The 25,814-nt window shown below is 67.3% G+C and carries 23 protein-coding genes; 15 read left to right on the top strand and 8 right to left on the bottom strand.

Annotation, left to right across the window (positions count from 1 at the left end; genetic code table 11):
- Positions 1-24: 24 nt before the first annotated feature.
- Positions 25-882 carry a SirB1 family protein gene (locus ACXJKM_RS13460; RefSeq protein ID WP_457352893.1) on the bottom strand — a complete coding sequence of 286 codons (858 nt, stop codon included), beginning with the start codon at positions 880-882 and terminating at the stop codon, positions 25-27.
- The gene (gene murJ, locus ACXJKM_RS13465) at positions 882-2,444 is read right to left on the bottom strand and encodes a murein biosynthesis integral membrane protein MurJ (protein WP_457352895.1); all 1,563 of its coding nucleotides are present in this window, start codon (positions 2,442-2,444) and stop codon (positions 882-884) included. The genes ACXJKM_RS13460 and murJ overlap by 1 nt, the downstream gene beginning before the upstream one ends.
- Positions 2,445-2,564: 120 nt before the next feature.
- On the opposite strand from murJ, the gene rpsT reads away from it, so the two are divergent.
- Positions 2,565-2,861, top strand: a complete 297-nt coding sequence (rpsT, locus tag ACXJKM_RS13470) for a 30S ribosomal protein S20 (protein ID WP_056201882.1) — start codon at positions 2,565-2,567, stop codon at positions 2,859-2,861.
- An 88-nt stretch (positions 2,862-2,949) separates the two neighbouring features.
- Here rpsT and ACXJKM_RS13475 read toward each other — a convergent pair whose 3' ends face one another.
- On the bottom strand, positions 2,950-3,825 hold the full coding sequence (locus ACXJKM_RS13475; protein WP_457352897.1) for an alpha/beta fold hydrolase: 876 nt from the start codon (positions 3,823-3,825) through the stop codon (positions 2,950-2,952).
- 76 nt (positions 3,826-3,901) lie between these two features.
- Complete coding sequence (locus ACXJKM_RS13480) at positions 3,902-4,240, bottom strand: DUF3579 domain-containing protein (RefSeq protein WP_457352899.1); 339 nt, start codon at positions 4,238-4,240, stop codon at positions 3,902-3,904.
- Positions 4,241-4,390: 150 nt separating this feature from the next.
- Between ACXJKM_RS13480 and ACXJKM_RS13485 the strand changes: the two genes are divergently transcribed.
- Complete coding sequence (locus ACXJKM_RS13485) at positions 4,391-5,596, top strand: acetylornithine/succinylornithine family transaminase (protein WP_457352901.1); 1,206 nt, start codon at positions 4,391-4,393, stop codon at positions 5,594-5,596.
- Positions 5,593-6,555 (top strand): ornithine carbamoyltransferase, encoded by a 963-nt coding sequence (gene argF, locus ACXJKM_RS13490; RefSeq protein ID WP_056201873.1) that lies wholly within the window; start codon positions 5,593-5,595, stop codon positions 6,553-6,555. The genes ACXJKM_RS13485 and argF overlap by 4 nt, the downstream gene beginning before the upstream one ends.
- 67 nt (positions 6,556-6,622) lie before the next feature.
- On the opposite strand, the gene ACXJKM_RS13495 is transcribed toward argF, so the two are convergent.
- Complete coding sequence (locus tag ACXJKM_RS13495) at positions 6,623-7,192, bottom strand: PEP-CTERM sorting domain-containing protein (RefSeq protein WP_056201870.1); 570 nt, start codon at positions 7,190-7,192, stop codon at positions 6,623-6,625.
- Positions 7,193-7,352: 160 nt separating this feature from the next.
- Between ACXJKM_RS13495 and ACXJKM_RS13500 the strand changes: the two genes are divergently transcribed.
- From ACXJKM_RS13500 to atpE, 9 genes are all read left to right on the top strand, one after another.
- Positions 7,353-7,808: a copper chaperone PCu(A)C gene (locus tag ACXJKM_RS13500; protein WP_457352903.1), complete on the top strand. Its 456-nt coding sequence runs from the start codon at positions 7,353-7,355 to the stop codon at positions 7,806-7,808.
- A gap of 103 nt (positions 7,809-7,911) precedes the next feature.
- Entirely contained in the window at positions 7,912-10,194 is a 2,283-nt protein-coding gene (locus tag ACXJKM_RS13505; RefSeq protein WP_056201865.1) for a hypothetical protein, read from the top strand.
- 179 nt (positions 10,195-10,373) lie between these two features.
- Complete coding sequence (locus ACXJKM_RS13510) at positions 10,374-11,213, top strand: peptidylprolyl isomerase (RefSeq protein WP_457352905.1); 840 nt, start codon at positions 10,374-10,376, stop codon at positions 11,211-11,213.
- Positions 11,210-12,169 carry a HupE/UreJ family protein gene (locus tag ACXJKM_RS13515; protein ID WP_457352907.1) on the top strand — a complete coding sequence of 320 codons (960 nt, stop codon included), beginning with the start codon at positions 11,210-11,212 and terminating at the stop codon, positions 12,167-12,169. Before ACXJKM_RS13510 ends, ACXJKM_RS13515 begins: the two co-directional genes overlap by 4 nt.
- On the top strand, positions 12,166-12,792 hold the full coding sequence (locus ACXJKM_RS13520; protein ID WP_457352909.1) for a TIGR02466 family protein: 627 nt from the start codon (positions 12,166-12,168) through the stop codon (positions 12,790-12,792). Before ACXJKM_RS13515 ends, ACXJKM_RS13520 begins: the two co-directional genes overlap by 4 nt.
- A complete protein-coding gene (locus ACXJKM_RS13525; RefSeq protein ID WP_457352911.1) occupies positions 12,789-15,218 on the top strand; it encodes a fused MFS/spermidine synthase in 2,430 nt (809 codons plus the stop codon). Before ACXJKM_RS13520 ends, ACXJKM_RS13525 begins: the two co-directional genes overlap by 4 nt.
- A gap of 45 nt (positions 15,219-15,263) precedes the next feature.
- Positions 15,264-16,040 (top strand): metallophosphoesterase family protein, encoded by a 777-nt coding sequence (locus ACXJKM_RS13530; RefSeq protein ID WP_457323550.1) that lies wholly within the window; start codon positions 15,264-15,266, stop codon positions 16,038-16,040.
- 56 nt (positions 16,041-16,096) lie between these two features.
- Positions 16,097-17,500: a protein kinase domain-containing protein gene (locus ACXJKM_RS13535; protein ID WP_457352913.1), complete on the top strand. Its 1,404-nt coding sequence runs from the start codon at positions 16,097-16,099 to the stop codon at positions 17,498-17,500.
- A 120-nt stretch (positions 17,501-17,620) separates the two neighbouring features.
- Positions 17,621-17,863 (top strand): F0F1 ATP synthase subunit C, encoded by a 243-nt coding sequence (gene atpE / locus ACXJKM_RS13540; RefSeq protein ID WP_056201848.1) that lies wholly within the window; start codon positions 17,621-17,623, stop codon positions 17,861-17,863.
- An 8-nt stretch (positions 17,864-17,871) separates the two neighbouring features.
- Here atpE and ACXJKM_RS13545 read toward each other — a convergent pair whose 3' ends face one another.
- On the bottom strand, positions 17,872-18,543 hold the full coding sequence (locus ACXJKM_RS13545; RefSeq protein WP_457352915.1) for a plastocyanin: 672 nt from the start codon (positions 18,541-18,543) through the stop codon (positions 17,872-17,874).
- 58 nt (positions 18,544-18,601) lie between these two features.
- On the opposite strand from ACXJKM_RS13545, the gene ACXJKM_RS13550 reads away from it, so the two are divergent.
- Positions 18,602-18,928 carry a YkgJ family cysteine cluster protein gene (locus tag ACXJKM_RS13550; RefSeq protein WP_457352917.1) on the top strand — a complete coding sequence of 109 codons (327 nt, stop codon included), beginning with the start codon at positions 18,602-18,604 and terminating at the stop codon, positions 18,926-18,928.
- Between the two features lie 6 nt (positions 18,929-18,934).
- On the opposite strand, the gene ACXJKM_RS13555 is transcribed toward ACXJKM_RS13550, so the two are convergent.
- On the bottom strand, positions 18,935-20,152 hold the full coding sequence (locus ACXJKM_RS13555) for a tetratricopeptide repeat protein (RefSeq protein ID WP_056201840.1): 1,218 nt from the start codon (positions 20,150-20,152) through the stop codon (positions 18,935-18,937).
- A gap of 290 nt (positions 20,153-20,442) precedes the next feature.
- Between ACXJKM_RS13555 and ACXJKM_RS13560 the strand changes: the two genes are divergently transcribed.
- Both ACXJKM_RS13560 and ACXJKM_RS13565 read left to right on the top strand, forming a co-directional pair.
- Positions 20,443-24,030 (top strand): alpha-1,6-glucosidase domain-containing protein, encoded by a 3,588-nt coding sequence (locus tag ACXJKM_RS13560; protein WP_457352919.1) that lies wholly within the window; start codon positions 20,443-20,445, stop codon positions 24,028-24,030.
- Between the two features lie 11 nt (positions 24,031-24,041).
- Positions 24,042-24,593, top strand: coding sequence for a PEP-CTERM sorting domain-containing protein (locus ACXJKM_RS13565; protein ID WP_056201838.1), 552 nt, complete (start codon positions 24,042-24,044; stop codon positions 24,591-24,593).
- 42 nt (positions 24,594-24,635) lie between these two features.
- Here the strand turns inward: ACXJKM_RS13565 and ACXJKM_RS13570 are convergent, their stop codons facing one another.
- Positions 24,636-25,784, bottom strand: a complete 1,149-nt coding sequence (locus ACXJKM_RS13570) for a GGDEF domain-containing protein (RefSeq protein WP_457352921.1) — start codon at positions 25,782-25,784, stop codon at positions 24,636-24,638.
- Positions 25,785-25,814: the final 30 nt, after the last annotated feature.

Here is a 25,814-nt window from a genome sequence, read left to right on the forward strand (position 1 = left end):
TGGTGGGCGGGCGGGCGCGGATTGTCACTGAAGCGGCGGCCGGGCCTGGTCAAGCAGCATCGCCAGGCGGGTTCGCAATCCCGCGGCGTCGGGTGCATCGCCCCGCTCGGCAAGATAGAAGGCCAGATCGTCGGCGGCAGCAGCAAACGCGCCCAGCGTCGCCAGCACCAGGCCGCGATCGCGGCGCTCGACCGGGTCGCCCGGCAGCAGGATGACGAGGCGCTGTTGCACGGCCAGCAGCCGCGGCCAGTCCTCGGCGGCGCGGTGAACTTCCTTCAGATTGCGCAGCATGCGTGCCAGGATCTGGCGCTTGGATGCAGCGCGCAGGAAGAACTCCAGCGGCAACTCCAGGTCGGCGGGCAGCTCGCTGCCATGGCGGTAGACGGCCAGGCGCTCGTCCAGCCGCGTGGCTGACAACGATTCGCCCGTGAAGGGGTCGATAACGACCTCGCCAAGCCCGACGCGGCATTTGACGAGGAAATGCCCCGGGAAAGCGACGCCCGCAGCGCGCAGGCCCGCCTGCTCGGCAAGCTCCAACAGCAGCACGGCCAGCGTGATGGGAATGCCACGCCGCGTCTCCAGCACGCGATGCACGAAGCTGTTCTCGGCCGCGTAGTAATTGTTCAGATTGCCGGCAAAGCCGAGTTCGCCGTGGAAGAAACGTGTCAGCTGATGCAGCCGCTCGGCCGGCACAGTCTCCGGCGTGATGCGCTCACGCAGGCGGCGCGCCAGCGCATCCACCTTGGACAGCGCAGCCTGGACATCAAGCTGGGGATATTCGTCCTGGGCCAGGCTGATGGCGGCCTCGAGCAGATTGAGGCTCTCATCCTCCGCCACCAGCGTGGCGAAGTAGTCCAGCGGAGTCGGCGCTGCGTACTTCATCAGCTTGGGCGCCCGAGCGCACGGGGCCGCATGCCAACCAGCAGCAGCACCGCGAAATAGACGAGGGCGCTGCCCGCCAGGCTGGCCGCCATGACGAGACCGCGCCGGATCTCATGCGCGCCGAGGCCGAGCCAGTCCAGCCTGCTGGCCAACCCCCATTGCAACAGGCCCATGGCTGCACAAGCCAGCACCACACGCAGGCCGAAGGCCAGCCAGCCGGGCTCGGGGCGGTAGCTACCCAGCTTCTTCAGCCCCCAGAACAGCCAGCCCGCGTTGACCAGCGCGCCCAGGCCGATGGACAGGGCCAAGCCCGCGACACCGATCCACGGCACGAAGATAAGGTTGAATCCTTGCGTCAGCACCAGCACGGCGACGGCGATCTTGGCCGGCGTGCCGGTGTCCTGGCGGGCGAAGAAGCCGGGCGCCAGCACCTTCACCGCGATCAGGCCCAGCAGGCCAACACCCCAGCCCATGACCGACTGCGCTGTGTGGGCCACGTCGGTCGCCGTGAAGGCGCCGCGGTGGTAGAGCACGGCCGTCAACGGTTCGGCGAAGACCAGCAGGGCGACGGCGCAGGGCAACGCGAACAGCATCACCATGCGCAGGCCCCAGTCGAGCAGGCGGCTGTAGCGCTCGCTCTCGCCCGAAGCCTGGGCAGCGGACAACTGCGGGGTCAGGACCGCGCTGAGCGCCACGCCGAGCAGGCCGATGGGGAATTCCATCAGGCGGTCGGCATAGTTCAGCCAGGAGGTCGCGCCCTCGCCGAGGCGGCTGGAGATCTGCGTGTTGATCATCAGCGACAGCTGGGACACACCGACACCCAGCAGCGCCGGCCCCATGCCCAGCATGACGCGGCTGACACCCGGATTGGCACGTGCCTCCCGGAAGCCTTGCCAGCTGAACCGCATGCGCGGCGTCACGCCGATGGCCCGCAGCGCCGGCCACTGCGCCAGCAATTGCAGCACGCCGCCGAGCATGACACCGAAGGCCATCGCATAGATACCCGGATAGCCCGCGCGCTCAAGCGGCCCGACCAAGGCCCAGCCGACGGCGACGACGCTGAGGTTGAGCAGCACCGGCGTTGCCGCCGGCACGACAAAGCGTCGCCAGGTGTTCAGGATGCCCGCCGACAGGGCCACCAGCGACATGCAGCCGATATAGGGGAACATGAAGCGCGTCATGACGACGGATGCGTCGAACGCCGGCTCCGGCAGCCCGCCGCCGAGCAGCCAGACCAAGAGGGGCGCTGCGACCACACCAATCACCGAGGTCGCCATCAGCGCCCATAACAGCACGGTCGCGACGGCGTCGATGAGGCGCTTCGTTGCCGCTTCGCCCTCGGTGGCCCGCGTCGCCGCCAGCAGCGGCACGAAGGCCTGCGAAAATGCGCCCTCAGCAAACAGACGTCGCAGCAGGTTCGGGATCCGGAACGCGACGAGAAACGCATCGGTCATTCCGGTGGCGCCGAAAAGGCCCGCCACCATGGTTTCGCGGACAAGGCCGGTGATGCGCGAGGTCAGGGTCAGCAGGGAAATGGTCGACGCAGCGCGCAGCAGATTCATGGCGGCGGATTATCTGTGTCGTGAATGGCGCCTTCTTCGATACTCGTCCCAGGCACTTGGCTTTAACCCTGATTTCGGGCTATACTCGTCGTCTTTGCACCAACTGGGTATAGATACAGCATGGCTACCAGCTCCAAAGCCAAGAAGAAGACGGTTCGCCTGGCGTCGGGTCTCAAGCGCGTCCGCCAGGACGCCAAGCTCAACGCCGCGAATACTGCGCTTCGCTCCAAATACCGTACGGTCGTCAAGAACGTGCAAAAGGCTGTGACCGCGGGCGACAAGTCCAAGGCCGCTGACCTGTTCAAGGCTGCCCAAGCCGTCATCGACTCTGTCGCCGACAAGGGCATCTTCCACAAGAACAAGGCTGCTCGTCACAAGAGCCGCCTGTCCGCCAAGATCAAGGCGCTCGCCGCCTAAGAAACAATCCAGCTCTGGTGCAAGCAAAGAGGCCCGCGCAAGCGGGCCTCTTTGCATCTGCGGCCCGCACCTGCGGGCCGCTTGCATTTCAATGCCACTCGCCTGGCACGACGCCCTGGATGCTGCGGTCGCGCAGCCACTCGGCGACGGCCCGGGCCACCCACTGCGGGTCATCCAGCGGAAGATCGTGGCCGGCCTTGGTGTGCAGGCGCAGCGGCGCTCCCCAGGCACGGCTGATGGCCTGCGAGCAACGCCAGTCGACGAGCCCATCCGCTTTGCTGCACAACAGCAGCATGGGCGCAGCCGGGCGAGTGCGGCTGGCGCGATAGCGCATGCTGGCGAGCAACTGGCGGGCCGTGTTGCGAACACCGAGCGGGTGCTGGCGCTGCAACTCCACCCAGCGGTCGATGATGGCCGGAGTCGGCGTCAACCGCGTCGTCAGGCTGAGCACCCTCTCCTCCCGCATACGGGCGCTGAAGCGGCTCAGGGACAGCAGCAACAGGCCAAGATAGTTCAGCGGATGCGGCTTGCGAAACAACTCGCTGAAAGGCCGCAGGCTGGGGTTGATCAGCACGCCGGCCTCAACCTCGCTGGGATAGCGGCTCGCCCATTCGCTCAGCACCGCCCCGCCCAGCGACATGCCGACCAGCGACACCGGCCCATTGACGCCGAGGCGTTGCAACTGTTCACGGCAAGCATCAACGATGGCCAACACCTGGGTAGGACTGGCCTGGCGGCGCAGCGCACCCGTACCGGGCAGATCCAGCAGCAGCAGCCGGGACGCCGGTTGCAACGCACGCAATTCGCGCAGCAGATGTTCGGGGAAAACCCCCCAATGCCCGCTGGCACGTGACAGGCCGCGCAACAGCACCCAGACCGGCGTCAGCGTGCGCTCCGCCGCCACGGCCGGCGCGGTGGGGAGCGGATCTGCGGCGATGGTGGCGGCGCTGGCGTTTATCGGCATGTTTCCAAACATTGCCGGCGAGGATAACGGCGCCCCGCCCAGGTGCGTCCTGGGACTCTTGCTAGGAGAGACGAAATCAAGCGCCCGATTTGCCGCCTGGGCCGTCGGGCAGCAGGCAGGCGTCGGCAACTTGCAGGTTGTTGTCGCGCGCGAAGTTCATGACGAAGTCCCAGGCCATGGGTTCGAGGCGCTTGAGCTCTTCGTTGACGACAACGCACTTCACGCCGTTGATGACGGTGGGGACACACAGCGGCGAATAGCCGATGTAGGCACCAATGCCGCCGCGCGCGCCGCCGGGTCGAAAGCAGGACATTGCGCCCGCCAGCCGCTCGGCCCAGTCGCTCGGTCGGAAGGTTTTTCCATCCTGGGTGACACCTTGGATGAAGACTTCGCGCGGCGGGGGGGCAACGGTCATGGACAGAGGGGCTTCGCGGTACAGCGGGGCGCCGCTGCCAAAGACCGGTATTGTGCCTCGACGCCAAGCCATCTGCTGCGGCGCAGCAATTGCTGCGGCATCAACCTTAGAATCAAAAGTTCCTTTTTTCTCGACTCATCAGGAGACCCGATGAACGCTGTCCCTCCCTCGTCCGAGCCCCATGTCATGCCGACCTATGGCCGCCTGCCCGTTGCGCTTTCGCACGGCCAGGGCTGCTGGGTCTGGGACACGGAAGGCCGACGACTGCTGGATGGACTGGGCGGTATCGCGGTCAACACGCTGGGCCACAACCACCCGCGCCTGGTGCCGGCGTTGCAAGATCAGCTCTCCAAGCTGATCCACACCAGCAACTACTACCGCGTGCCGCTGCAGGAGCAACTGGCCGCCAAGCTCTGCGAGGTTTCGGGCCTGGCCAATGTCTTCTTCTGCAATAGCGGACTCGAGGCCAACGAGGCGGCGTTGAAGATCGCCCGCAAGTTCGGCCATGACCGCGGCAATACCTCGCCCGAGGTGCTTGTCTTCGAGGGCGCCTTCCACGGCCGCTCGATCGCGACGCTGTCGGCCACGGCAAATCCCAAGATCCAGGCCGGCTTCGGGCCGCTGGTGCCGGGCTTCGTGCGCGTGCCGCTCAACGACATTGCCGCCCTCGAGGCCGCCCTGGCCGCTCACCCCAACATCACGGCCATCTTCCTGGAGACCATCCAGGGCGAAGGCGGCATCAACCCCGCCCGCATCGAGTTCCTGCAGGCCCTGCGCCGCGTCTGCGACGAGCGCGACCTGCTGCTGATGCTGGACGAAGTGCAATGCGGCATCGGCCGCACCGGCAAATGGTTCGCCCACCAGTGGGCCGGCATCAAGCCGGACGTGATGCCGCTGGCCAAGGGCCTGGGTTCGGGCGTGCCCATCGGTGCTGTCGTCTGCGGCCCGCGCGCCGCCAGTGTGCTGAAGGCCGGCAACCACGGCACCACCTTCGGCGGCAACCCGCTGGCCATGCGCGCCGGCGTCGAGACGTTGAAGATCATGGAAGAGGACGGCCTGCTGGCCAATGCCGAAGCCGTGGGCGCCACGCTGCGCGGCGCCCTCGCCGAGGGCCTGGCTGGCGAGTCGGGCCTGGTCGAGATCCGCGGCCAGGGCCTGATGCTGGGCATCGAGTTGGATCGCCCGGCCGGCCCGCTGCTGGGTCAAGCCCTGGATGCCGGCCTGCTGATCAGCGTGACGGCCGACCGCGTGGTGCGCCTGCTGCCACCGCTGATCCTGACGCACGACGAAGCGCGCGAAATCGCTGCCCGCCTCGTGCCGCTGATCAAAGCGCTGCTTGCGCAGCCCAAGCCATGAAGCCGGGGGATGCACTGATGCGTCACTATCTGCAGTTCAAAGACCTGCGCGCCGAGGAATACGCCCACCTGTTCGACCGCGCCGGCATCATCAAGCGCCGCTTCAAGAACTACGAAAAATACCAGCCATTGCAGGACCGCACGCTGGCCATGATCTTCGAGAAGGCCAGCACGCGCACGCGCGTCAGCTTCGAGGCGGGCATGTACCAGATGGGCGGCTCCGTTGTGCACCTGACGACGGGCGACAGCCAGCTCGGCCGAGCCGAGCCGGTGGAGGACTCGGCGCGCGTCATCAGCCGCATGGTCGACATCGTCATGATCCGCACCTTCGAGCAGAGCAAGCTCGAGGCGTTTGCGGCGCATTCGCGCGTGCCGGTCATCAACGGCCTGACCAACGAGTACCACCCCTGCCAGATCCTGGCCGACCTGTTCACCTTCATCGAGAACCGCGGCATGGACCGGCGCGGCGCCATCGACATGGACTGCCTGAAGGGCCGTGTCGTCGCCTGGGTGGGGGACGGCAACAACATGGCCAACACCTGGCTGCAGGCGGCCGAGATCCTGGGTTTCAAGGTGCATGTCAGCACACCCAGCGGCTATGGTGTGGACCCGGCAGTGGCCGGCATCAAGGACGCGAGCTGCTACCGCGTGTTCAACGACCCGCGCGAGGCCTGCGACGGCGCCGACCTGGTGACGACCGACGTCTGGACCAGCATGGGCTACGAAGCCGAGAACGAGGCTCGCAAGGCTGCGTTCGCGGATTGGTGCGTGGACACGCAGATGATGGCTCGCGCCAAGCCGGACGCCCTTTTCATGCACTGCCTGCCGGCCCATCGCGGCGAGGAAGTGGCGGCGGACGTCATCGACGGACCGCAGTCGGTCGTCTGGGATGAAGCGGAGAACAGAATGCACGTGCAGAAGGCACTCATGGAGTACCTGCTGCTTGGACGCATTGGCTGACACGCCTCATCTCGAAAGCAAAAAGCCGGCTGCGAACAGCCGGCTTTTTCTTTTGGGCGCTCGCTGATCAGGCGCGACGGCGGCGGGCCAGCACCAGGGCGCCCCCGGCGAGCAGCAGTGCGATGCTGCTCGGCTCGGGGACGGCGGAGATGTTGTCCAGCGCGGCAACGCCGTTCGTGCCAGTCAGGTCGAAGGACAGTGCCGTGCCGCTGTAGCTCAGGATCTTCTGGGACCAGGTCGAGTAGTCACCGGTCGCGGTCAGCGTGATGGTGCCCAGAAGCGAGCCTGAACCGTTCAGGCCCGAATAGGCGCTGATGGTGGCCGTGTCAGTGCCGGCGTAATAGAAGCTCAGCCCGCCGGCAACGCCAGCGGCGACATTCATGTAGGCAGCCGTATTGACGACCCCATCGAGCTGCACGAAGGCCACGCCGAGCGGCGACGGTGCATTGCCGAAGTAGCTGAAGTTGGCGTCGTTGGACAGCCCCAGCACATTGGTGAAGGTCACGCCGTCGGCCGCGTAGGTGTTGGCCACCTCGTCGCCATAGGACCAGTTCTTTTCAAAGTCCACGGACAGCGGAGCGGCCGCGAAAGCCGGCGAGGCCAGGCCAAGGGCCAGGGCGAGAGTGGCGAGCTTCATTGAAAACTCCAGAGCTTGAAGGTTGAGGCGGCAAATGGAAGAACGCCGCTGCGTTTGAATCGGGCCGGAGTGTGGTGGTCAAAGACGACAGGCGCGTGACGCCCGAGAGTCATCGGCTTCGTCACAGCGCCGTCACCTGCGCCTGCGATGGTTGCCGCCCATGCCCGCCTCTCCCCTGCCCCGCCGCCGACTGCTGCTCGCCGCCAGCGCTGCCTACCTGGGCTTGGCCCGCCCGGCACGGGCCTGCGAGTTCTTCAGCAGCCATCTGCGCATCTGGCACCCCTGGACTCGCACCGCCCGCGTCGACGCCGACACGGCTGTGCTGTGCATGCGCTTCGATGAGGTGCAGCGCGCGGATCGCTTGATCGGCGTCGAAACCCCGGTGGCTGCTGGAGCACGCCTGGCCGGGCCTGGCGCACCCGCCAAGGCGCAAGACTTGTCCCTGCCGATCCAACCAGGCCAGACGCTGGAGCTGACCGAGGACGGCCTGCACATCGAGCTGCTCGATCTGCAGCAGCCGCTGCAGATCGGCCGCAGCTATCCCCTGCGTCTCATCTTCGAGTTCGCCGAGCCCGTCAACGCCACGCTCAACGTCGACTTCGCCGGCTTGCCCTGAACGCGTCTCAGCAGCGTCGCGATGCCGTCACGCCAGGGTCACGGCCGCTTCCTAGCATCCGCCCCGTTCCACGCCTCCCCTATTCCCTTTCGGAGCCGCTTCCATGCCCCACTATTTCACCAAGAGCCAGATCGCCTTGGCCGCCGTGGCTGCCCTCAGCAGCATCGTCGTCATCGTGCCGACCGTCGCCACCGCCGCAGGCAAGACGCCGGGCAAATACGTCTCCGGTGACTTCCACAACCACACCACCTGCTCGGACGGCTCGATCTCGATGCAGAAGCTGGTGAAGAAGGTCACCGACAAGTCCGAGACGCCATGGGGCCTGGACTGGTTCGTGCAGGCCGGCCACGGCGGCAATGGCAACCGCAATTGCACATTGGTCGAGGATGCTTCGCTGTCCACACCGGCCTTCCCCTATGTCGCCGGCCAGGGCCCGACGACGACCTGGGCCAACAGCATCGGCGCGGCCAACCTCAAGGGCAACGGCGGCGGCGTCGGCGGCACGGGCAACATGTGGCGCTGGCAGTCGCTGCAGGAGTACCAGTACCCCGTCATCGAGTACCTCGCGGCCCAGAAGAACCTGCCGCTGTTCCTCGGGCTGGAGTCTGTCGTCGCCGGCCATGAGCACAGCTCGATGTCGGTGATCACTGGCCAGATGCCGGCCTCCGTCGACTCCGTCACGCTGCCCACCGCCCCCGGCTATTCGCCGCTCGGCAACGCCAACGCGCTGGCCCAGTGGTCCTACTGCTTCGACCGCAACGACACCGATACCAGTCGCGGCAACGTGACCGGCTCGAGCACGGGCAACAACTGGACTTGCGCCAACCCGAACAGCGCCGACTCCACCTCCGCCACCCTGGGCTGGAGCGCCACCGGCCAGAAGCTCATTCCCGCCACCGGCACCGGCGTCGGCACGCGCGGCCACCTCAAGACCGTCGAAGCCATGAAGTGGATGGCGAACTTCCACGGCAATGCCAGCTACTACGTGCCCGCCCACCTGGAGCGCGCCGGCCCGTTCAACCCGAACGGCAACAACGGCTACAACATCGAGCACCTGCGCAACTTCAACAACGCCGCGCCCAACGTCGCCTTCGGCTTCGAGTCGCAGCCGGGCCACGGCGCGTCTGACAACCGCGGTGAGTACCAGGTCAAGCGCAACAATATCGGCGGCGTGCTGACCGACTCCGTCGGCGGCACCACCTACGGCGGCACCGGCGTCTATGCAGGCCAGGTCGGCGGCGTCTGGGACGCCCTGCTCGGCGAAGGCCGCGGCTTCTGGTTCTTCGCCAGCTCCGACTGGCACAACCGCGGCCAGTTCGGCCCGGATGACCGCCGCTCGTCGCAGGACTTCTACCCCGGCGAATACCAGCGCACACACGTGCTGGTCCGCAACGGTGCCGACAAGCTGCGCCCGCAGACCATCGTCGACGGACTGCGCACCGGCAACGCCTGGGCGGCCTCCGGCCAGCTGATCGACCGCCTGGCGTTCGTGGCCTGCGCTTCGTACCCGGGCATCGCCGCCCGGACGAACGCCTCCGTCGAGGCGATTGCCGTCGCCGCGGCGACCAACGCCACCGACATCGACAAGACCGGCTGCGCCACCATGGGCGAGAAGCTCGCGGTCCGCCCTGGTGCCGAGATCGTCGTGGCCGTCGTGCTGCGCGACCCGGACGGTGCGAACTTCGCTCCCTACTCGTTCCCGAACCCGTCGCTGCTCCAGGTCGGCATCAACCAGCCGATCAACAAGCCGGTGCTGGACCACGTCGACGTCGTCCGTGGCCTCGTGACCGGCTACAGGACGCCCGGCTCGGCCGACTACGCCGGCGAATGGCCGCGCAACACCGACTGGCTGCGCGCAGACGGCAGCACCGCCGGCCTGTCGGCCGTGCCGGCCGCCGCCAAGAACACGTCGGCCGCCATCCTGAAGACCTTCAGCGGCAACGGCGGCTCGGCCTGGACGCAAGTGTCGTCAGGCGTGGACAACAGCGTCTTCCTGAAGATGAGCTTGCGCATCCCGGCGGTCCAGGCCTCGCAGTACGTGCGCCTGCGTGGCACCAACATGCCGGCTGCCGTGCCCTACGAGACGGACGCCAACGGCAACCCGCTGGCCGACCTGTTCACCAACGCCAACGACACGACGATGCTGCGCATCCCCTGCACGACGGTGGCCACCAACCTGCCGGCCGCTGGCGCAACCTGGACGCAGGCCAACGGCACCATCAACGGCTGCCCGGCTCACCTGGCCACGGCCACCGGCGCGGGCAACCCGATCGTGGGCCAGAAGGCGGTGTCCTACGACGTCGCGGCCTGGGCCGACCTCTGGTTCTACAGCAACCCGATCTACGTCGAAGTGGCCAATTCGGTCGCCGTCGCAGGCGTCAAGTAAAGGAGCCGGGAGCCCTGCTCCCGACAACACTTGCCAGGGCGCCGCAGCGATGCGGCGCCCTTTTTTCGTCGCGCGTGCGCGTCCCCAGCGGCCACGCTTGTCGTCAATTTGTCTTGCAGCGTCGATAGCATCCGCCGCCTGTGCCCCGCCCCCAGAGACCGATGTCCGCCCAGCTTTCCTTGACCCCCACCGCCAAGGCGCCGCCCCGCCTATCCGGCCTGCCGAACTGGACCCGCGAACCGCTGTTGCACTTCCTGCTGCTGGGCGCTGCCCTGTTCGGCGCCGACCGCCTGCTCAACCGCGACACCGCGGGGTCCAACGAGATCGTCATCAGCGCCGAAGTCGATCGCGAGGCCCGCGAGCTGTTCAAAGCCAAGCGCGGCCATGAGCCCAACGCCGAAGAGACCGCCGCGCTGCGCAAGGTCTGGCTCGACAACGAGGTGCTCTACCGCGAAGGCCTGGCGCTGCAGCTCGACAAAGGCGACACCGCGATCCGAGAACGCGTCATCTTCAAGGCGCTCAGCGTGGTCGACGGCGGCACCCAGCTGCCGCCGGTCAAGGAGCCGGTGCTGCGCGACTGGTTCGAGAAACACCGCGCCCGCTACGACGAGCCGGCACGGTTCGACTTCCAGGAGGCCGTGCTGGGCGACGAGGCGAACGAGGCGGCCGTGCGCACTTTCGTCGACCTGCTGAACAACGGCGTGCCGGGCGACACCAAGGCCGGATTGCGCGTCTTCAAGGGGAGGCCGCACAGCAACCTTTTACAGAGCTATGGCGAGGACTTCGCGAAGGCACTGGAAGGAGCCACCGCGGGCCAATGGCTGGCGCTCCAGTCGCGCGAGGGCTGGCACGCCGTGCGGCTGGACGCCAGCAACGGCGCCAGACCGGCCAGCTTCGAGGCGCTGCGCGGCGTGGTGCTGCAGGACTGGACGGACGCGACCCTGGCCGTCCAACGCAGCGCCGCAGTGGCAGCCCTCGCCAGGAAATACACCATCAAGGTGGAGGCGACTGCCCCATGAAGCGCGGGTGGATGTGGTTGCGTGCCATGCTGTGGCTCGCCGTTGCGGCCGCCGCCCTGCCCGCCTCGGCACACGAAATGAGCATGGCCGAGCTGCAGTTGCGCGAAACGCAGCGCGGCGAATTCGTCTGGCAGTGGTCGGCGGGCGAAAAGCGCCCGGTGGGACAGGATCTGACGCCCGTATGGCCCCAAGGCTGCGCGGCCCAGGCCAATGCGCTGCGCTGCGGCGAGCAAGGCCTGGCCGGCACGATGTCGGTCAAGGGCGTCGGTGAACGCTACTCCGCGGCCGTCGTCAAGGTCGTCTGGATGAAGGGCGACACCCGCGTCTACACGCTGACCAAGGCCCAGCCCACGGTGCAGCTCTACGGTGCCGCCAACGACCCGCGCGGCATGGGCGAGATCGCCAGCGCCTACACGCTGCTGGGCGTCGAGCACATCCTCGGCGGCATCGACCACCTGCTCTTCGTCATTGGCCTGCTGTTTCTCGTCGGCTTTCGCCGCCGCCTGGTCTGGACTATCACCGCCTTCACGGCCGCCCACAGCCTGACGCTGGCGAGCAGCGCCCTGGGGCTGCTGACGCTGCGCTCGGCACCGGTGGAGGCCAGCATCGCGCTATCCATCGTTCTGGTGGCTGGCGAGGCGCTGCACAAGCGCGACACCCTGGCGGGGCGCTGGCCAGCCCTGGTCGCCTTCCTGTTCGGCCTCGTGCACGGCCTGGGCTTTGCCGGCGCGCTGAAGGAAATCGGCCTGCCCGAGAACCATCTGCTGGTCGCGCTGCTGACCTTCAACGTCGGCGTCGAACTGGGCCAGCTGATGACTGTCGGCTTCTGCTGGTGCCTGTGGCGCCTCAGCGCCCGCTGGCCGGCCACGCAGCGGCTGCGCACGGTGCTGCTCTACATGATCGGCAGCGCCGCGGCTTACTGGTCGTGGCTGCGCATCGCGGCAGTTCTGGCATGACAGACGAAGTCATCGGCCTTTTCCCGGTGCCGCTGCTGCGCGCGCCGGGCGTGCTGCCCGTGCCCCTCGTCAATGCGCTGATCGACCACTTCAGCACTCGCGCGCTGCAGGCCAACAATAGCTCGGGAGCCCTGTCGCACACCCAGATGCTGCAGCCCGGCGACAGCCCGTTGCTTGTGCAGGCCGCGGCGCTGATCACACCCAAGATCGCCGAATTCGGCCGCCACCTCTTTGGCGAGACCCTGGGCTGGGCCATCAAGGAGATGTGGGTCAACGTGCTGGACACCGGCGGGCGCCAGGCCATGCACAACCACGCCAACAGTTTTGCCTCCGGTGTGGTCTATCTGACCGCGACCGACGACTCGGCCCGCACCGTCTTCATGAAGTCGCCCGGCGGCCATGACTTCGCGCTGAAGAACGACCACGCCGGCGTGACCGCCGGCCCCTACAACGCCGAGAAATGGGTCGGCCCCGCGCCCAGCCCGGGCGACATGGTGCTGTTCCCCAGCTATCTGATGCACGCCGTGCCGCCCAATGCTGGCGGGCGGCGCATCAGCCTGGCCTTCAACGCCATCCCGACACGGTTGGAGAGCTGGGGCTACACGCTGAGCTTCAACTCTTGAAGCATCTGGCTTTACTGCTGATGGCCGCGTCCGGCTTTGCCGGGCTGGGCTACCAGATCGTCTGGACGCAGCAGCTCGGCCTCGTGCTGGGCCACGAATCGGCCGCCGTTCTCGCGGTAGTCGCGGCTTTCTTCGGCGGGCTGTCGCTGGGGTCATTGCTGCTGGGCCGCCGCATCGAGGCCAGCGCGAGGCCGCTGCGTTGGTACGCCGCCTGCGAGGCGCTGATCGGCATCTGGGGTGCCGTGCTGATGGCTGCCATGCCCATGGCCAGCAACGCGGCACTCGCGCTGATCGGCCCGGACGCCACGCCGCTGTGGCAGTGGAGCATTGCCTTTGCAGCGAGCTTCATGCTGCTGCTGCCGGCCACCGCCGCGATGGGCGCCACGCTGCCAGCCATGGCCCGCATCGGTACCGCGGGCGTCGCGCCGCTGTATGCCGCGAACACACTGGGCGCCGTCGCCGGCGTGCTGGCCACCGCCTTCTGGCTGATTCCGAATTGGGGACTGACACGCAGCGCAGGGCTTTGCGTCGCCCTCAACCTGGGCTGCGCATTGCTGGCCGGCGTTTCATTGCAGTCCCGCCCCGCGCCGGCGCCTGGCTCACCGACATCGAGCCGGCCACTCGTCCTGCTGGCCCTGAGCGGGTTGCTCGGCATCGCCTACGAAGTGCTGGCCGTGCGCGTGCTCAGCCAGGTGGCCGAGGACACCGTCTACACCTTCGCGCTGCTGCTGGCCGTCTATCTCGCTGGCAGCGCACTGGGCGCCGCAGCCCATGCACGCTGGCCAGCGCTGCGCAACGCGCCGCGCCTGCTGCAGGCCCTGGCCGTGAGCATCCTGCTCGGCATGGCCGCGCTGTGGAGCGCCGAGGCGATCAAGGCTTGGTTGCAGCCTGAGACGCTGGCCGCAGCACTGGCCACCGAGGCTGTGCTCGCCGTCGCCGTGTTCGCGCTGCCGACGCTGCTGATGGGCGCGCTGTTCTGCCAGCTCAGCGCCGACGCGTCCGCGGCCGGCATCGCGTTCAGCCGCGCACTCGGCGTCAACACGCTGGGCGCCACGCTGGCCGCGCCGCTGTTCGGCGTGCTCATCGCGCCGGCCCTCGGCCCCAAACTCGCCTTGATCCTCGTCGCAGCGGGCTATCTGCTGCTCCTGCCTGCGTGGCGCAGCTTCGGCTGGTCGCTGCCTGCCGCCGCCACCGCAGCGCTTGCCGTACTGGCGCCGCCGCTGGCCTTCGTCGACCAGCCCGAGGGCGGCCGCATCCTCAGCTACCGCGAGGGCGCGATGGCCGCCGTCAGCGTCGTCGAGGATGCCGCTGGTGTCACGCGCCTGCGCATCAACAACCGCCAGCAGGAAGGCAGCAGCGCGACGCTGCATGTCGACGGCCGCCAGGCACTGCTGCCGCTGCTGCTGCATCCAGCGCCGCAGCTCGCCCTCTTCCTCGGCCTGGGCTCGGGCATCACGGCCGGCGTGGCCGCGCGGCTGCCTGGCGTGCAGGTGGAAGCCGTCGAGCTGCTGCCCGAAGTCATCGAAGCCTCCGCGCTGTTCCGCCCCGCGCTGGGCGAAGGCCCCAGCCCCCATCTGCACGCCGCCGATGCTCGCCGCTTCGTACGCACCACCGCGCAGCACTATGACGTCATCGTCTCCGACAACTTCCATCCCGCCCGCAGTGGCTCGGGTGCTCTCTACACGGTCGAGCATTTCCGCGCCGTGCGCGAGCGGCTTGCGCCGCAAGGCCTGTTCTGCCAATGGCTGCCGCTGCACCAGCTCGACCTGGAAACGCTGCGCAGCATCACGGCGGCCTTCCTGCAGGCCTTTCCCGATGGCGCCGCCATCCTCGCCAGCAACAGCCTGGACACACCCACGCTGGGCCTTGTCGGGCGAATCGGAGATACCCGCTTTGCGCCGAGGGTGGTGCCGGTGCTGGCGGGGCATTTCGGCCTTGGCGACAGCTTCGCCGTGCTCGGCAGCTTCATCGCCGACGCCCCAGCGCTGCGCCGCCTCGCCGCGGACGCGCCGCTGAACACCGACGACCGCCCCTGGGTGGCCTACCGCGCACCGCGCGTCACCTATGCGCCCGACACCGCACCGCGCGACCGCCTGCTGGCGCTGCTGGGCGAGGTGAGCGTCGACATGAGCACCCTGCTCGCCCAGCCCGATGCCGCAGCGGCCGCGCGCCTCTCGGCCTACACCCAGGCCCGCCGCGACTACCTGGACCTGGGCCGCCGCACCACACCCAGCGCAGACCCGGCCGTCATGCTGGCTCGCGTCGGCCCGCCGTTGCTGGCCGTACTGCGCCAAAGCCCCGACTTCCGGCCCGCTGCCGAACCGCTGCGCCGAATCGCGCAAGCGCTGGCCCCGCGCGACCCGGCAACCGCGCAACGCCTGCTCGCATCCCTGGCCGATATCCGCCCCGATCTCGCCTCCCCCTGACCCGGTGTTGGGCCGGCGTCAGCCCTTCGTGGCAAGCTGCGGCCCATGCGTTGGGCTTTCATCACAGACATTCATGCCAATAAACAGGCCCTGCAAGCCGTCCTGGCGGACGCGCGGGCCCAGGGCGCCACGCGCTATGCGCTGCTGGGCGACTTTGTCGGCTACGGCGCCGACCCGGCCTGGGTGGTCGATCAGGTCATGGCCCTGGTCACCGATGGCGCCATCGCCGTGCAGGGCAACCACGATGAAGCCGTGGTCCATGGCGGCACCCCGGGCATGCACCCCGATGCCCGCGCGGTCATCGACTGGACGCGCGCCCAGCTGAACGAAGACCAGTTGCGCTTTCTCGCGCGGCTGCCGTTGCAGGCTCACGGCGAGCCGGGCCATTGCCTGTTCGTGCATGCCAATGCCTTCGATCCCAATGGCTGGGAATACGTGCAAGGCCGCGCCGAGGCCGTGAAGAGCCTGCACGCCAGCGCGGCGCGCATCCAGGTCTGCGGCCATATGCACGAGCCCATGCTCTTCCACCTCTCCGGCACCGGCAAGGCGGGCGACTTCCGGCCGGTGGCCGGCGTGCCCATGCCGCTGCCGGCGCACCGCCAGTGGCTGGTCATTCCCGGCTCCTGCGGCCAGCCGCGTGACGGCAACCCGGCGGCCTGCTACGCGTTGCTCGACCCCGGCAAGTCCGATCTGGACGATGCCCGCATCACCTTCCAGCGTGTGGCCTACGACGTTGACGCGGCCGTCGCGGCCCTGCGCGCAACCGACCTGCCGCCGCTGATAGCTGAGCGTCTCGCCGGCCGCCTCACCCGCGGAGAGTGATGAGCACGACAGCCCCTGCCTCACCCGCCCCGCCAGCTCCGCTAGAAGCGGGCCAGGTGCTGGACGATTTCCGGCTGGAGGCTCGCCTGCACCAGGGCGGCATGGCCAACCTGTGGCGGGTCAGCCGCGTGGAAGGCAGTGACAGCGGCGCCGATGACGGCATCGAACTGCTGATGAAGGTGCCGCGCATCAAGGGCGGCGAGGATCCGGCCACCATCGTCGGCTTCGAGGTCGAGCAGATGCTGATGCCACAGCTCAGCGGCCCGCATGTGCCACGGTTCGTCGCCCGCGGCGACTGGACACGCCAGGCCTTCATCGTCATGGAGCACATTCCTGGCGACACGCTGCGCCCGCGGCTGGACGATGCGCCGCTGCCGCCCGAGGAAGTGGCCGACATCGGCGCCCGCGTCGCCACGGCCCTGGCCGCGCTGCACCGCCAGCATGTCGTGCACCTGGACATCAAGCCGAGCAACATCATGTTCCGCGCCGACGGCACGGCCGTGCTGGTCGACTTCGGCCTGAGCCGGCACGAGCAGCTGCCCGATCTGCTCGAAGAGGAGTTCACGCTGCCCATGGGCACGGGGCCCTATATGAGCCCGGAGCAGGTGCAGTTCGTGCGCAACGACCCGCGCAGCGACCTGTTCGCCCTGGGCGTCATGCTCTATCACCTGGCCACCGGCGAGCGCCCCTTCGGCCAGCCGGACTCGGTGCGCGGCCTGCGCCGGCGCCTCTTCGTCGAGCCCGTACCGCCGCGCGCCATCCGCCCCGAATTGCCGCCCTGGCTGCAGGAAGTCATCCTGCATTGCCTGGAGGTCAAGCCCGAGCGCCGCTACCAGAGCGCCGCCCAGCTCGCGCTGGACCTGCGCGAACCCGCCGGCGTGGCGTTGACCGCGCGCGCTGAGAAGCTGCAAGTCAGCGGCAGCATGAGCCGGCTCAGGCGCTGGTTCCTCGCGCTGGGCGCCGAACCCGCGCCCGCGGCGCCGGCCGGCCAGCAACTGGCGCGCAGCCCCATCGTCATGGCGGCGGTGGACGTGGACAACGCCACGCCCGAGCTGCTGGCCCAGCTCTGCGAGACGGTGCGCCGCATCGTGCAGACCGAGGCCGGCGCACGGTTGGCCTGCGTGTCCGTGATGCGCGTGAACCGCATCGGCATTGATGAGCTGACCGACCAGCATGGCCAGAGCCTGCATGTGAAGCAGCTCATCGCGCTCAAGCACTGGGCGCGGCCCATCAGCAAGGCGCTCAGCCTCGAAGACGGGCGGCTGACCTTCCACGTGCTGGAGGCGCCCGACGCAGCCGGCGCCATCATCGACTTCGCCCACCGCAACGGCGTGGACCACATCGTCATGGGCGCCCGCGGCGCGTCGGCGCTGCGGCGCTACCTGGGCAGCGTATCGGGCCAGGTCGTGGCCGAGTCGGACTGCACGGTCACCGTCGTGCGCGAGCCGGCGGGTGGATAGCGGAAAAACAAGCCTCCAGTTGACCTGAACCGGCGACTGAACTCAATGACTTGCGAGGTCATCGACGCGCCGCAGTGACGCGGCCAGACTCCTTCTCGCCAACACAAAGGAGTAATCAAGATGCCTGCCTTCGATGTCCTGCCCCTCGCCGTCGCGCTGCTGATCGGCATTCCCGCCTTCGGTTCCTGCCTGGGCATCGGCCTGGCCAGCATGAAGCTGCTGGAGGGCATCGCTCGCCAGCCCGAGATCGCGCCCGAGCTGCAGACCAAGTTCTTCCTGGCGGTCGGCGTGACCGATGGCGCCTTCATCATCGCCACCGGCATCGGCCTGTGGTTCGCGACGGCGAACCCCTTTGCCCACTGAGCCTCGGTTCAGCCGCCGAAATAAGGATCGCCCGCGGGCCGCTTCTTGCGCGCCGGAGCGATCTGCGTGGTGATCGTCACCGCGCTGCCGGTGGCGGCGACCTTCACGTCCGTCGGCGAACCTTCGACGAGCTGGTCGGGGTGCCAGATGCGCACCCGGGCCGGGCCTTCCGGCAGCCCCTGCAGCACAGCCTTGCCGTCCTCGCCGCCGAGCTTGGCCCAGGGCGTGTCGGCCACGTAGATGTGGCCGCGCATGGAGCCGTGGATGTGGCAACCCAGCAGATAGGCGCCGGGCTGGCTCAGCACCTTGCTGTCAGAGGCCGGTGGCTTGTTGCCAACGCGGCCGGCGAGTCGGAACTGGGTGTTCTGGCCCGGGTCGACGTAGACACCGCCGGCGCCCATCAGCCCGAGGATGACGTGATGGTCCCAGGTGTCCAGGTTGCTGAAGCTGACCTTGGCGCCCAGGCCGACGACGCTGACCGTGGGCACGAAGCGCAGCTTCTCCTGCACGACGGTCGCCTCCATCACCGTGGTGGGCCGCAGGCCCTGCACCGCACTGTCGACCAGCACGACGGCGTCTGCCAGCGGCTTGCCGTTGCGATCCATCACGGTGACGGTCAGATCCGCGGCCTGGGCTGCGCCGGCGGCCAGCAGCAGGAGGGTGCCAAGGAATGCGCGCATGGTGGGCTGGGATGAGGTGGGGTCGATCCAGTGTCTCACCGCTACCTACACTGGCTGGATGAGTGACAACCCCTGTTTGAGCTGCGGCGCCTGCTGCGCGAGCTTTCGGGTCGACTTCGACCGCAGCGAGCTGGAGAGCGAAGGCGGCGGCGTGCCCGATGGCCTGGCGGTGGAGCTCACCGGCCGCCTGGTGCGCATGCGCGGCACCGACCATGCCCAGCCGCGCTGCGCGGCGCTCAGCGGCAAGGTGGGCGTGAAGGCCAGCTGCGGCATCCACGAGTGGCGCCCCTCGCCCTGCCGCGAGTTCGGCGAGCGGGCGCCCATGGGCATTGGTGACGAGGCCTGTGCCCGGGCCCGAGCCCGGCACGGGCTCGCTGCGATCTGATGGCGACTAGGATCCCGCCGGCCCTCGCAGCGGTATGCGCTGCTGGCGCTGCTGCTCGCGGATCTCGTTCAGCCAGGCCAGCTTGGCGCCGTACATCTCGCGGTCCTTGACCGTCGCGCTGTTCTCCAGCGCCTTGGCGATCTCGCCGCGCGCACCCGACACATCGCCCATGCCGTAGTTGGCTAGGCCCAGCCAGAAATGGAACTCGGGCACATAGGCCGCTCGCGCCAACTCCTTGCGGAACAGCTGGCGGGCGGCCGCGTACTCGCCCGCCCGCATGGCCGCCAGGCCTTCGTCGAAGAACTTGTAGGGCGCAATGGGCTGGATCTGGGCGAGCTGGTTGGAATAGACCAGAGCCTCCTCCCGGCGACCAGTGTCGCTGAGCACGAGAACAAGGTTGGACATCGCCTGGGTGTTGAGCGGCTCGCGATCCAGCACCAGGCGCAGCGTCGCCTCGGCGCGGTCCATCAGGCCCTTGCGGCGGTAGAGCACGGCCAGGGTGTTGTAGGCCGACAGCCAGCGCGCATCGGTGCGGATAGCCTCGCGCGCCCACCAGTAGGCGTCATCAACCTTGCCCACCGTCAGCGCCTCAGCAGCACGGTTGTTCAGGAACATCGCCAGGATGGTGGACTCGTCGACGACCCGGCCGCGATGGCCACGCACCTGGTCGGGCGGCAGGAAGTCGATGGTCAGCAGCTCCGGGTCACCGAAGACGGTTGTGCGGCCGACGGCCAGCGGCCGGGCCAGGCTGATGTTGACGTGGCCGGCAACGAAGAAGATGCCGTTGGAACGGGTCCAGCTCTCTTCCAGGAAGACGCTGTTGAAGCGCACCGGCATGTTCAGGTGGCGGGCGAAGGCCGCCGTCATCAGCACCAGCGACATGCAGTTGCCACGCTTGGCCTCGAAGGCCTCGGCCGCCGTGCGGGTGTTCTCGGCGTCGTAGTCCAGCTGCAGCCGGCCCTTGGTGTAGAGGGCGTCGATGAGGCCATCGCGCAGACCCTTGTTGCGGATCTCGCTGGCCATCTCCGTCTCGGCGAAGCGCTTCATCGCCGGGCTCAGAGCCAGCGCCTCCTGCGCATCGATGTGGACGCTGGGCGGCTTGAACGCGGAATCGACGAAAACGTCGGTGGTCGGCGGTGGCCTGGTTTCGACGGCGCAGCCACTCAGGCCGACCGCCGTGGCGATCACGGCCAGGGCGGCGCTCAAGGTACGGATCTTGTTCATGGCAGTCCCCTGCTCTCGCTGCAGTCTCCTGGTTGAAGCTTAGTCCTGCGCTGCCCGCATGTCGTGAGTCATCCTCACGATTTCCTCAGTCGTCACATCTTTCGTTTCCTTCCAGACGCAAGGCATCATGATTGAAATAAAACTACACATAGATCAAATAGATCCATGAGCCTTCTGGGCGAATCTCTCTATACATAGTGGAAATTCATGAACTTCCCCTCGGGATTTCACCAGCTTCCATATGTAGTTTTGCTTCAATAGCATCCGCGCACTTCCAAGGAGTGCACGACATGAAGGCATGGGCAGGCTGGGCGCTGCAGGCGCGACAGGCGATCACGGGCTTGGCAATCGGCGCGCTGGCGCTGCTGGGGGCCTGTGGCGGCGGGAGCGTCGAACCACAGGCCACCATGAGCAGCGTCAGCAGCGCGGCAGCCGAAGACAGCAGCGGCGTTGAGCTGCTGGCCGGCGTGCCAGTCGCCCAGCAGGCGCCACGCGCCAAGATTGCCGCCGTGGCTACGCCCGCTGCACCCGCCACCTCGCTGCGCGTGCACTACCGCCGCTCGGGCGGCGACTACGCCGGCTGGCAGATCCACACCTGGAACGCCGCCCAAAGCCCGAACTGGAACGGCGGCTGGAACGCGGCCGGCAGCGACGACTTCGGCGTCTATTACGACGTGCCCCTGGCCGCGGGCAGCGGCACCGTCGGCTTCCTGCTGCACAACGGCGACAACAAGGACAACGGCGGCGCCGACCAGAGCTATGCGCTCCAGGCCGGCGCCAACGAGATCTGGCGCTTGGCAGGCGACAGCACCAGCTACGCCAGCAACCCGCTGCTGCTGCCGGTGCCCGACATCAAGACCCTGCGCGTGCACTACAAGCGCTTCGACAGCGGCTACAGCGCCTGGGGCCTGCACCTGTGGAACGGCAGCGGCCTGAACGTGGCCGCCCTGCCAAACTTCCCCTCAGGCGTCAACATCGAGAACTGGGGCCAGCCCGTGCCGCTGAACGCCATGCCCGGCTACGCGGTCGGTGACGGCGAAGTCGTGTTCGACATCCCCGTGCTGAACCCGCAGGGCGACGTGAATCGCAAGGCCCTGGAATTCATCATCCATGGCATGCCGCCCAACGAGAACGACAAGGATGGCCGCAACGACAACATCCATGTCGAGTACGCCGCGCTGAACATCCAGAACCAGGTCGGCCAGATCTGGCTGGTGGAGCGCGACGCCACCGTCTACTTCGCGCCGCCGGACCTGCGCCAGGTCTCCAGCACCGATGCCCGCGCCGTGTGGCTGAACAAGACGCTGGTGAAGTGGCCGCGCATCGCCACCAGCAGCCCGGCTCGCCTCTATTACTCGGCCACTGGCCAGATCAGTGTCGGCCTCGAAGCCCCCGTGCAAGGCGCTGACGGCTACATCACGCTGGACGCCTTCACCGGCACCGTGCCCGCCGCTGACGCGCTGCGCTTCAAGTACGTGGCCAGCGGCACCGTCTTCAACGTGCGTGCAGCCGACGTGGTTCGCCTGCCCAGCCTGCACCAGCAGCAACTCGTGCTCGTGCAGGAAGACGCCAACGGCAAGGTGCAGAACGCCACCACCGCCCAGATCGCCGGCGCACTGGACGACCTCTACGCCGCCGCCAACAACGTGCCCGACCTGGGCGCCGTCGCCAGCAACGGCAACACCAGCTTCAAGCTGTGGGCACCCACCGCGCAGAACGTATCGCTGGTGCTGACGACGGCCCTGGGCAACTCGGGACTGACCCGTACGACCACTGAGCCCATGGCGCGCAACGCCGCCACCGGCGTCTGGAGCCTCACCAAGCAAGGTCATCTGCAAGGCAGCAGCTACCGCTACCAGGTGCAGGTCTTCGTCAAGGGCACGGGCCTGGTGAAGAACCTCGTCACCGACCCCTACTCCCTCGGCCTGACGCTGGGCAGCCAGCAAAGCGTGGTCATGGACCTGCAGGCCCAGGCGACCAAGCCCAACGGCTGGGACCAGAGCGCGCCACCCACCACCGTGGCCGCGCCGTCGGACCTGAGCATCTACGAGCTGCACGTCCGCGATTTCTCGATCAACGACGCGACCGTGCCCGCCGCCAGGCGCGGCAAGTACCTGGCCTTCACCGAAAGCCAGTCCAATGGCATGAAGCACCTGACGGCGCTGGCCGCCGCCGGCCTGACCGACGTGCACCTGCTGCCGGTCTTCGACATCGCCAGCGTCAACGAGAAGAGCTGCGTGACACCCGCCCCCAGCGGCGCGCCCGACAGCAACTCGCAGCAAGCCACGGTGGCCGCCACCGCCGGCACCGACTGCTTCAACTGGGGCTATGACCCGCTGCAGTTCAGCACGCCCGAGGGCAGCTATGCCAGCAACGCCAACGACCCGCTGGCACGCGTCGTCGAGTTCCGCCGCATGGTGCAGGCCCTGAACGTGGCTGGCCTGCGCGTGGGCATGGACGTGGTGTTCAACCACACCACCTCGTCGGGCCAGAACGCCAACTCGGTGCTCGACAAGGTCGTGCCCGGCTACTACTACCGCCTCAGCGCGACCGGCGGCATCGAGCGCTCGACCTGCTGCGAGAACACCGCGGCCGAGAACCTGATGATGGCCAAGCTGATGATCGATTCGGCCGTCACCTGGACGCGCGACTACCGCATCAGCTCGCTGCGCTTCGACATCATGGGCCACCACCCGCGCTCGGTCATCGAGGCACTGAAGGCGCGCGTCAAGGTCGCCACCGGCCGCGAGGTGCAGATCGTCGGCGAGGGCTGGAACTTCGGTGAAGTGGCCAACGGCGCGCGCTTCGTGCAGGCCGAGATGCTGTCGCTGAACGGCTCGGGCATCGGCAGCTTCAACCCGCTGATCCGCGACGCGGTGCGCGGCGGCGGCTGCTGCGATTCCGGCAACGCCCTCGTCGCCAACCAGGGCTATGTGAACGGCTTTTTCTACGACCCCAACGCCAACGCCTCCGGCCAGAGCCGCGGTGAGCTGATGTGGTTTGCCGACCGCCTGAAGGCATCGCTGGCCGGTTCCATCCGCAGCTTCCAGATGCAGACGAGCTGGGACGCCAACCTGCGCCTGGACCAGATCGACGTCGGCGGCATTCCGGCCGGCTGGGTGCTGGAGCCCGGCGAAGTCGTCAACTACGTGGAGAACCACGACAACCTGACGCTGTTCGACAACAACGCCTTCCGCCTGCCCACCGGCACCAGCAAGGAGGACCGCGCCCGCGTGCAGATCCTGGCCAGCGCCATCAATGCCTTCAGCCAGGGCGTGGCCTATTTCCACGCCGGCGTGGACACGCTGCGCAGCAAGAGCCTGGACCGCAACAGCTACGACAGCGGCGACTGGTTCAACCGCCTGGACTGGAGCTATGCCGACAACAACTTCGGCGTCGGCCTGCCGCCCTCGCGCGACAACGGCGACAACTGGGGCCTGGCCCGTCCGCTGCTGGCGAATGCGCTGATCAAGCCCCATGCCAATGACATCGCGTGGACCCGCGACGCCTTCCGCGACCTGCTGCGCATCCGCAAGAGCAGCACGCTGCTGCGCCTGCGCACGGCCGACGACATCAAGTCGCGCCTGAGCTTCCTGAACACCGGCTCCAACCAGGAAGCCACCGTGCTGGTCGGCCGCCTGAATGGTGTGGGCTATGCCGGCGCCAACTTCGACGAACTCGTCTACCTGATCAACGTCGACAAGACCGCCAAGCAGCTCACGCTGCCCACGCTCGCCGGCCACGCGCTGGAACTGCACCCGGCGCACACCGCCGACCAGCACGCTCGCGCAGCCACGTTCGACCGCACCACCGGCGCCTTCAACGTGCCGGCCCGCACGGCCGTCGTCTTCGTCGCTCGCCCCGCGGCATCCAACTGAGAACCCAAGGCATGAACAAGCAACTCCAACGCCTGGCCACTGCGGCGACCCTGGCTTTCGCCGGACTCACCGCCCAGGCCGCGCCCGTCGTCGTCGACGTGAGCGGCGCGCAGAGCATCAACCTGCTGGGCGAAGCGGGCAACACTGTCTGGCTCATCGACATCGGCGCCAACGCGGTACTGAACTCGCTGGCCTGGACGCTGGACCTGAACGCTTTCGCGCCCAGCGTGTTGTCGGAGATGCAGCTCAGCTTCGGCAACTCCAGCGGTCTGGACTTGTTCACCTTCGCGCCGGGCGCCCTGGACAGCACCAGCGGCAGCGGCAGCTACGCCGGCTCGCTTGACCTGACGCTCCTGGGCGTCAGCGCTGGCGCCGACGGCCAGCTGCGCATCGAGTTCAGCGAGGGCTTCAAGGACTTCGCGCTGAACGTCGCCGAGGGCCAGTGGGTCAGCGGCAATCTCAGCTTCGACGTCAGCACCGTGCCCGAGCCGGCTACTGCGGCGCTGGTGCTCCTGGGCCTCGGCCTGATCGGCGCGCATGGGCACCGCACCCGGCGCGGCTGAGTCGCGCACCATTCAAATCAAAGGCCCTGGCTGCCGCGCGTTTCAGCGTTTCGCATATTCGACGCGGTTACGGCCGGAATTCTTGGCACGGTAAAGCGCCTGGTCTGCGCGCGAGATCGATTCCGATATGTCTTCCACCGGCCGATACTCGGTCAGCCCCATCGACACCGTGACCTTGAAGTCATCTCCAAATCCGGGGAATCTGATGGCTTCGATCAGCCGACGGATTCTCTCTGCGCAGGCCTTTGCGCCATCTGCACCCGCCTGCCCCAGGATCATCATGAACTCCTCTCCGCCAAAGCGCGCTGAAAAATCGCAGCCACGCAAAGTCTTTTGCAGTGCGTTGGCCACCTCCTTGAGCACCTCATCTCCTTTGAGATGCCCAAAGCTGTCGTTGACCAGTTTGAAATGATCAATATCGACAACCACGATTGAGAATAGCTGGCCGGTGCGGTCGGCGCGATTCTTCTCGACGGACAGCACATCCATCAAATGGCGCCGATTGAACAGGCCCGTCAATTCGTCATGAATCGACATATCGTGCACCATCTTCAATGCCTTTTCCAGTTCGGCATTGAGCTGGTGCGCAGCGTCCCGGCTTTGTTCAGCAGCGCTTTTCGCCGCCTTCACCTCGGATCTTTGACGGGCATACTGGTCGGAAAGATTGCAGATAAAAAGGGCGGCGGGGAGAAAACAGAGTGCGTAGAAAATCTCGACACCCAGTGATCCAGGCTGCTTCAGATGAACGATTGCAACATATGAGCCGGCCATCTGCAGCAATGTCGCGCTGGCAGTAACGATGAGGGACTGGATCAGGTTTGCGTTCGACAAGAGAAACGACAGCGCCATCAGGGCGCAAAACAGCGCAGCGCCGCGTACTTCCCTGAGAACGAGAAACCAGGCCGAATACATGACGAGCCAGACGGCAAACTGACCGAAGAAGACGAAGTTGGCGAATTTCTTGGCAGCTACATTCTTCAGCCTGATCCACAGCAGGAATATCGCCGTAACACCTAGCGATATCGACGCAAGGAGCAAGACCTCAGGAAGCCTGACCGAAGAAATTCCTGCAAGGTAGGCCCCCAGAGTCGCAATCTGTGTGATGGCATACGCGACAAAAACAAGCGTCGTATATTTGAGAAGGATCTTCTTTCTGCGGACGTTCTTGTCGAAATCTTGCGCAGCTTGCATGGTTGACGTCGCCTGACCTCTGTTGACCCA

The organism is Roseateles sp. P5_D6, assembly GCF_054049415.1.

Coding starts and splice junctions, on each gene's coding strand:
- ACXJKM_RS13560 (WP_457352919.1), top strand. CDS start 20,443: ATGAAGGCATGGGCAGGCTGGGCGCTGCAGGCGCGACAGGCGATCACG.
- ACXJKM_RS13500 (WP_457352903.1), top strand. CDS start 7,353: ATGCCCGCCTCTCCCCTGCCCCGCCGCCGACTGCTGCTCGCCGCCAGC.
- ACXJKM_RS13495 (WP_056201870.1), bottom strand. CDS start 7,192: ATGAAGCTCGCCACTCTCGCCCTGGCCCTTGGCCTGGCCTCGCCGGCT.
- rpsT (WP_056201882.1), top strand. CDS start 2,565: ATGGCTACCAGCTCCAAAGCCAAGAAGAAGACGGTTCGCCTGGCGTCG.
- ACXJKM_RS13550 (WP_457352917.1), top strand. CDS start 18,602: ATGAGTGACAACCCCTGTTTGAGCTGCGGCGCCTGCTGCGCGAGCTTT.
- ACXJKM_RS13460 (WP_457352893.1), bottom strand. CDS start 882: ATGAAGTACGCAGCGCCGACTCCGCTGGACTACTTCGCCACGCTGGTG.
- argF (WP_056201873.1), top strand. CDS start 5,593: ATGAAGCCGGGGGATGCACTGATGCGTCACTATCTGCAGTTCAAAGAC.
- ACXJKM_RS13485 (WP_457352901.1), top strand. CDS start 4,391: ATGAACGCTGTCCCTCCCTCGTCCGAGCCCCATGTCATGCCGACCTAT.
- ACXJKM_RS13570 (WP_457352921.1), bottom strand. CDS start 25,784: ATGCAAGCTGCGCAAGATTTCGACAAGAACGTCCGCAGAAAGAAGATC.
- ACXJKM_RS13505 (WP_056201865.1), top strand. CDS start 7,912: ATGCCCCACTATTTCACCAAGAGCCAGATCGCCTTGGCCGCCGTGGCT.
- ACXJKM_RS13555 (WP_056201840.1), bottom strand. CDS start 20,152: ATGAACAAGATCCGTACCTTGAGCGCCGCCCTGGCCGTGATCGCCACG.
- ACXJKM_RS13515 (WP_457352907.1), top strand. CDS start 11,210: ATGAAGCGCGGGTGGATGTGGTTGCGTGCCATGCTGTGGCTCGCCGTT.
- atpE (WP_056201848.1), top strand. CDS start 17,621: ATGCCTGCCTTCGATGTCCTGCCCCTCGCCGTCGCGCTGCTGATCGGC.
- murJ (WP_457352895.1), bottom strand. CDS start 2,444: ATGAATCTGCTGCGCGCTGCGTCGACCATTTCCCTGCTGACCCTGACC.
- ACXJKM_RS13530 (WP_457323550.1), top strand. CDS start 15,264: ATGCGTTGGGCTTTCATCACAGACATTCATGCCAATAAACAGGCCCTG.
- ACXJKM_RS13545 (WP_457352915.1), bottom strand. CDS start 18,543: ATGCGCGCATTCCTTGGCACCCTCCTGCTGCTGGCCGCCGGCGCAGCC.
- ACXJKM_RS13565 (WP_056201838.1), top strand. CDS start 24,042: ATGAACAAGCAACTCCAACGCCTGGCCACTGCGGCGACCCTGGCTTTC.
- ACXJKM_RS13480 (WP_457352899.1), bottom strand. CDS start 4,240: ATGACCGTTGCCCCCCCGCCGCGCGAAGTCTTCATCCAAGGTGTCACC.
- ACXJKM_RS13520 (WP_457352909.1), top strand. CDS start 12,166: ATGACAGACGAAGTCATCGGCCTTTTCCCGGTGCCGCTGCTGCGCGCG.
- ACXJKM_RS13475 (WP_457352897.1), bottom strand. CDS start 3,825: ATGCCGATAAACGCCAGCGCCGCCACCATCGCCGCAGATCCGCTCCCC.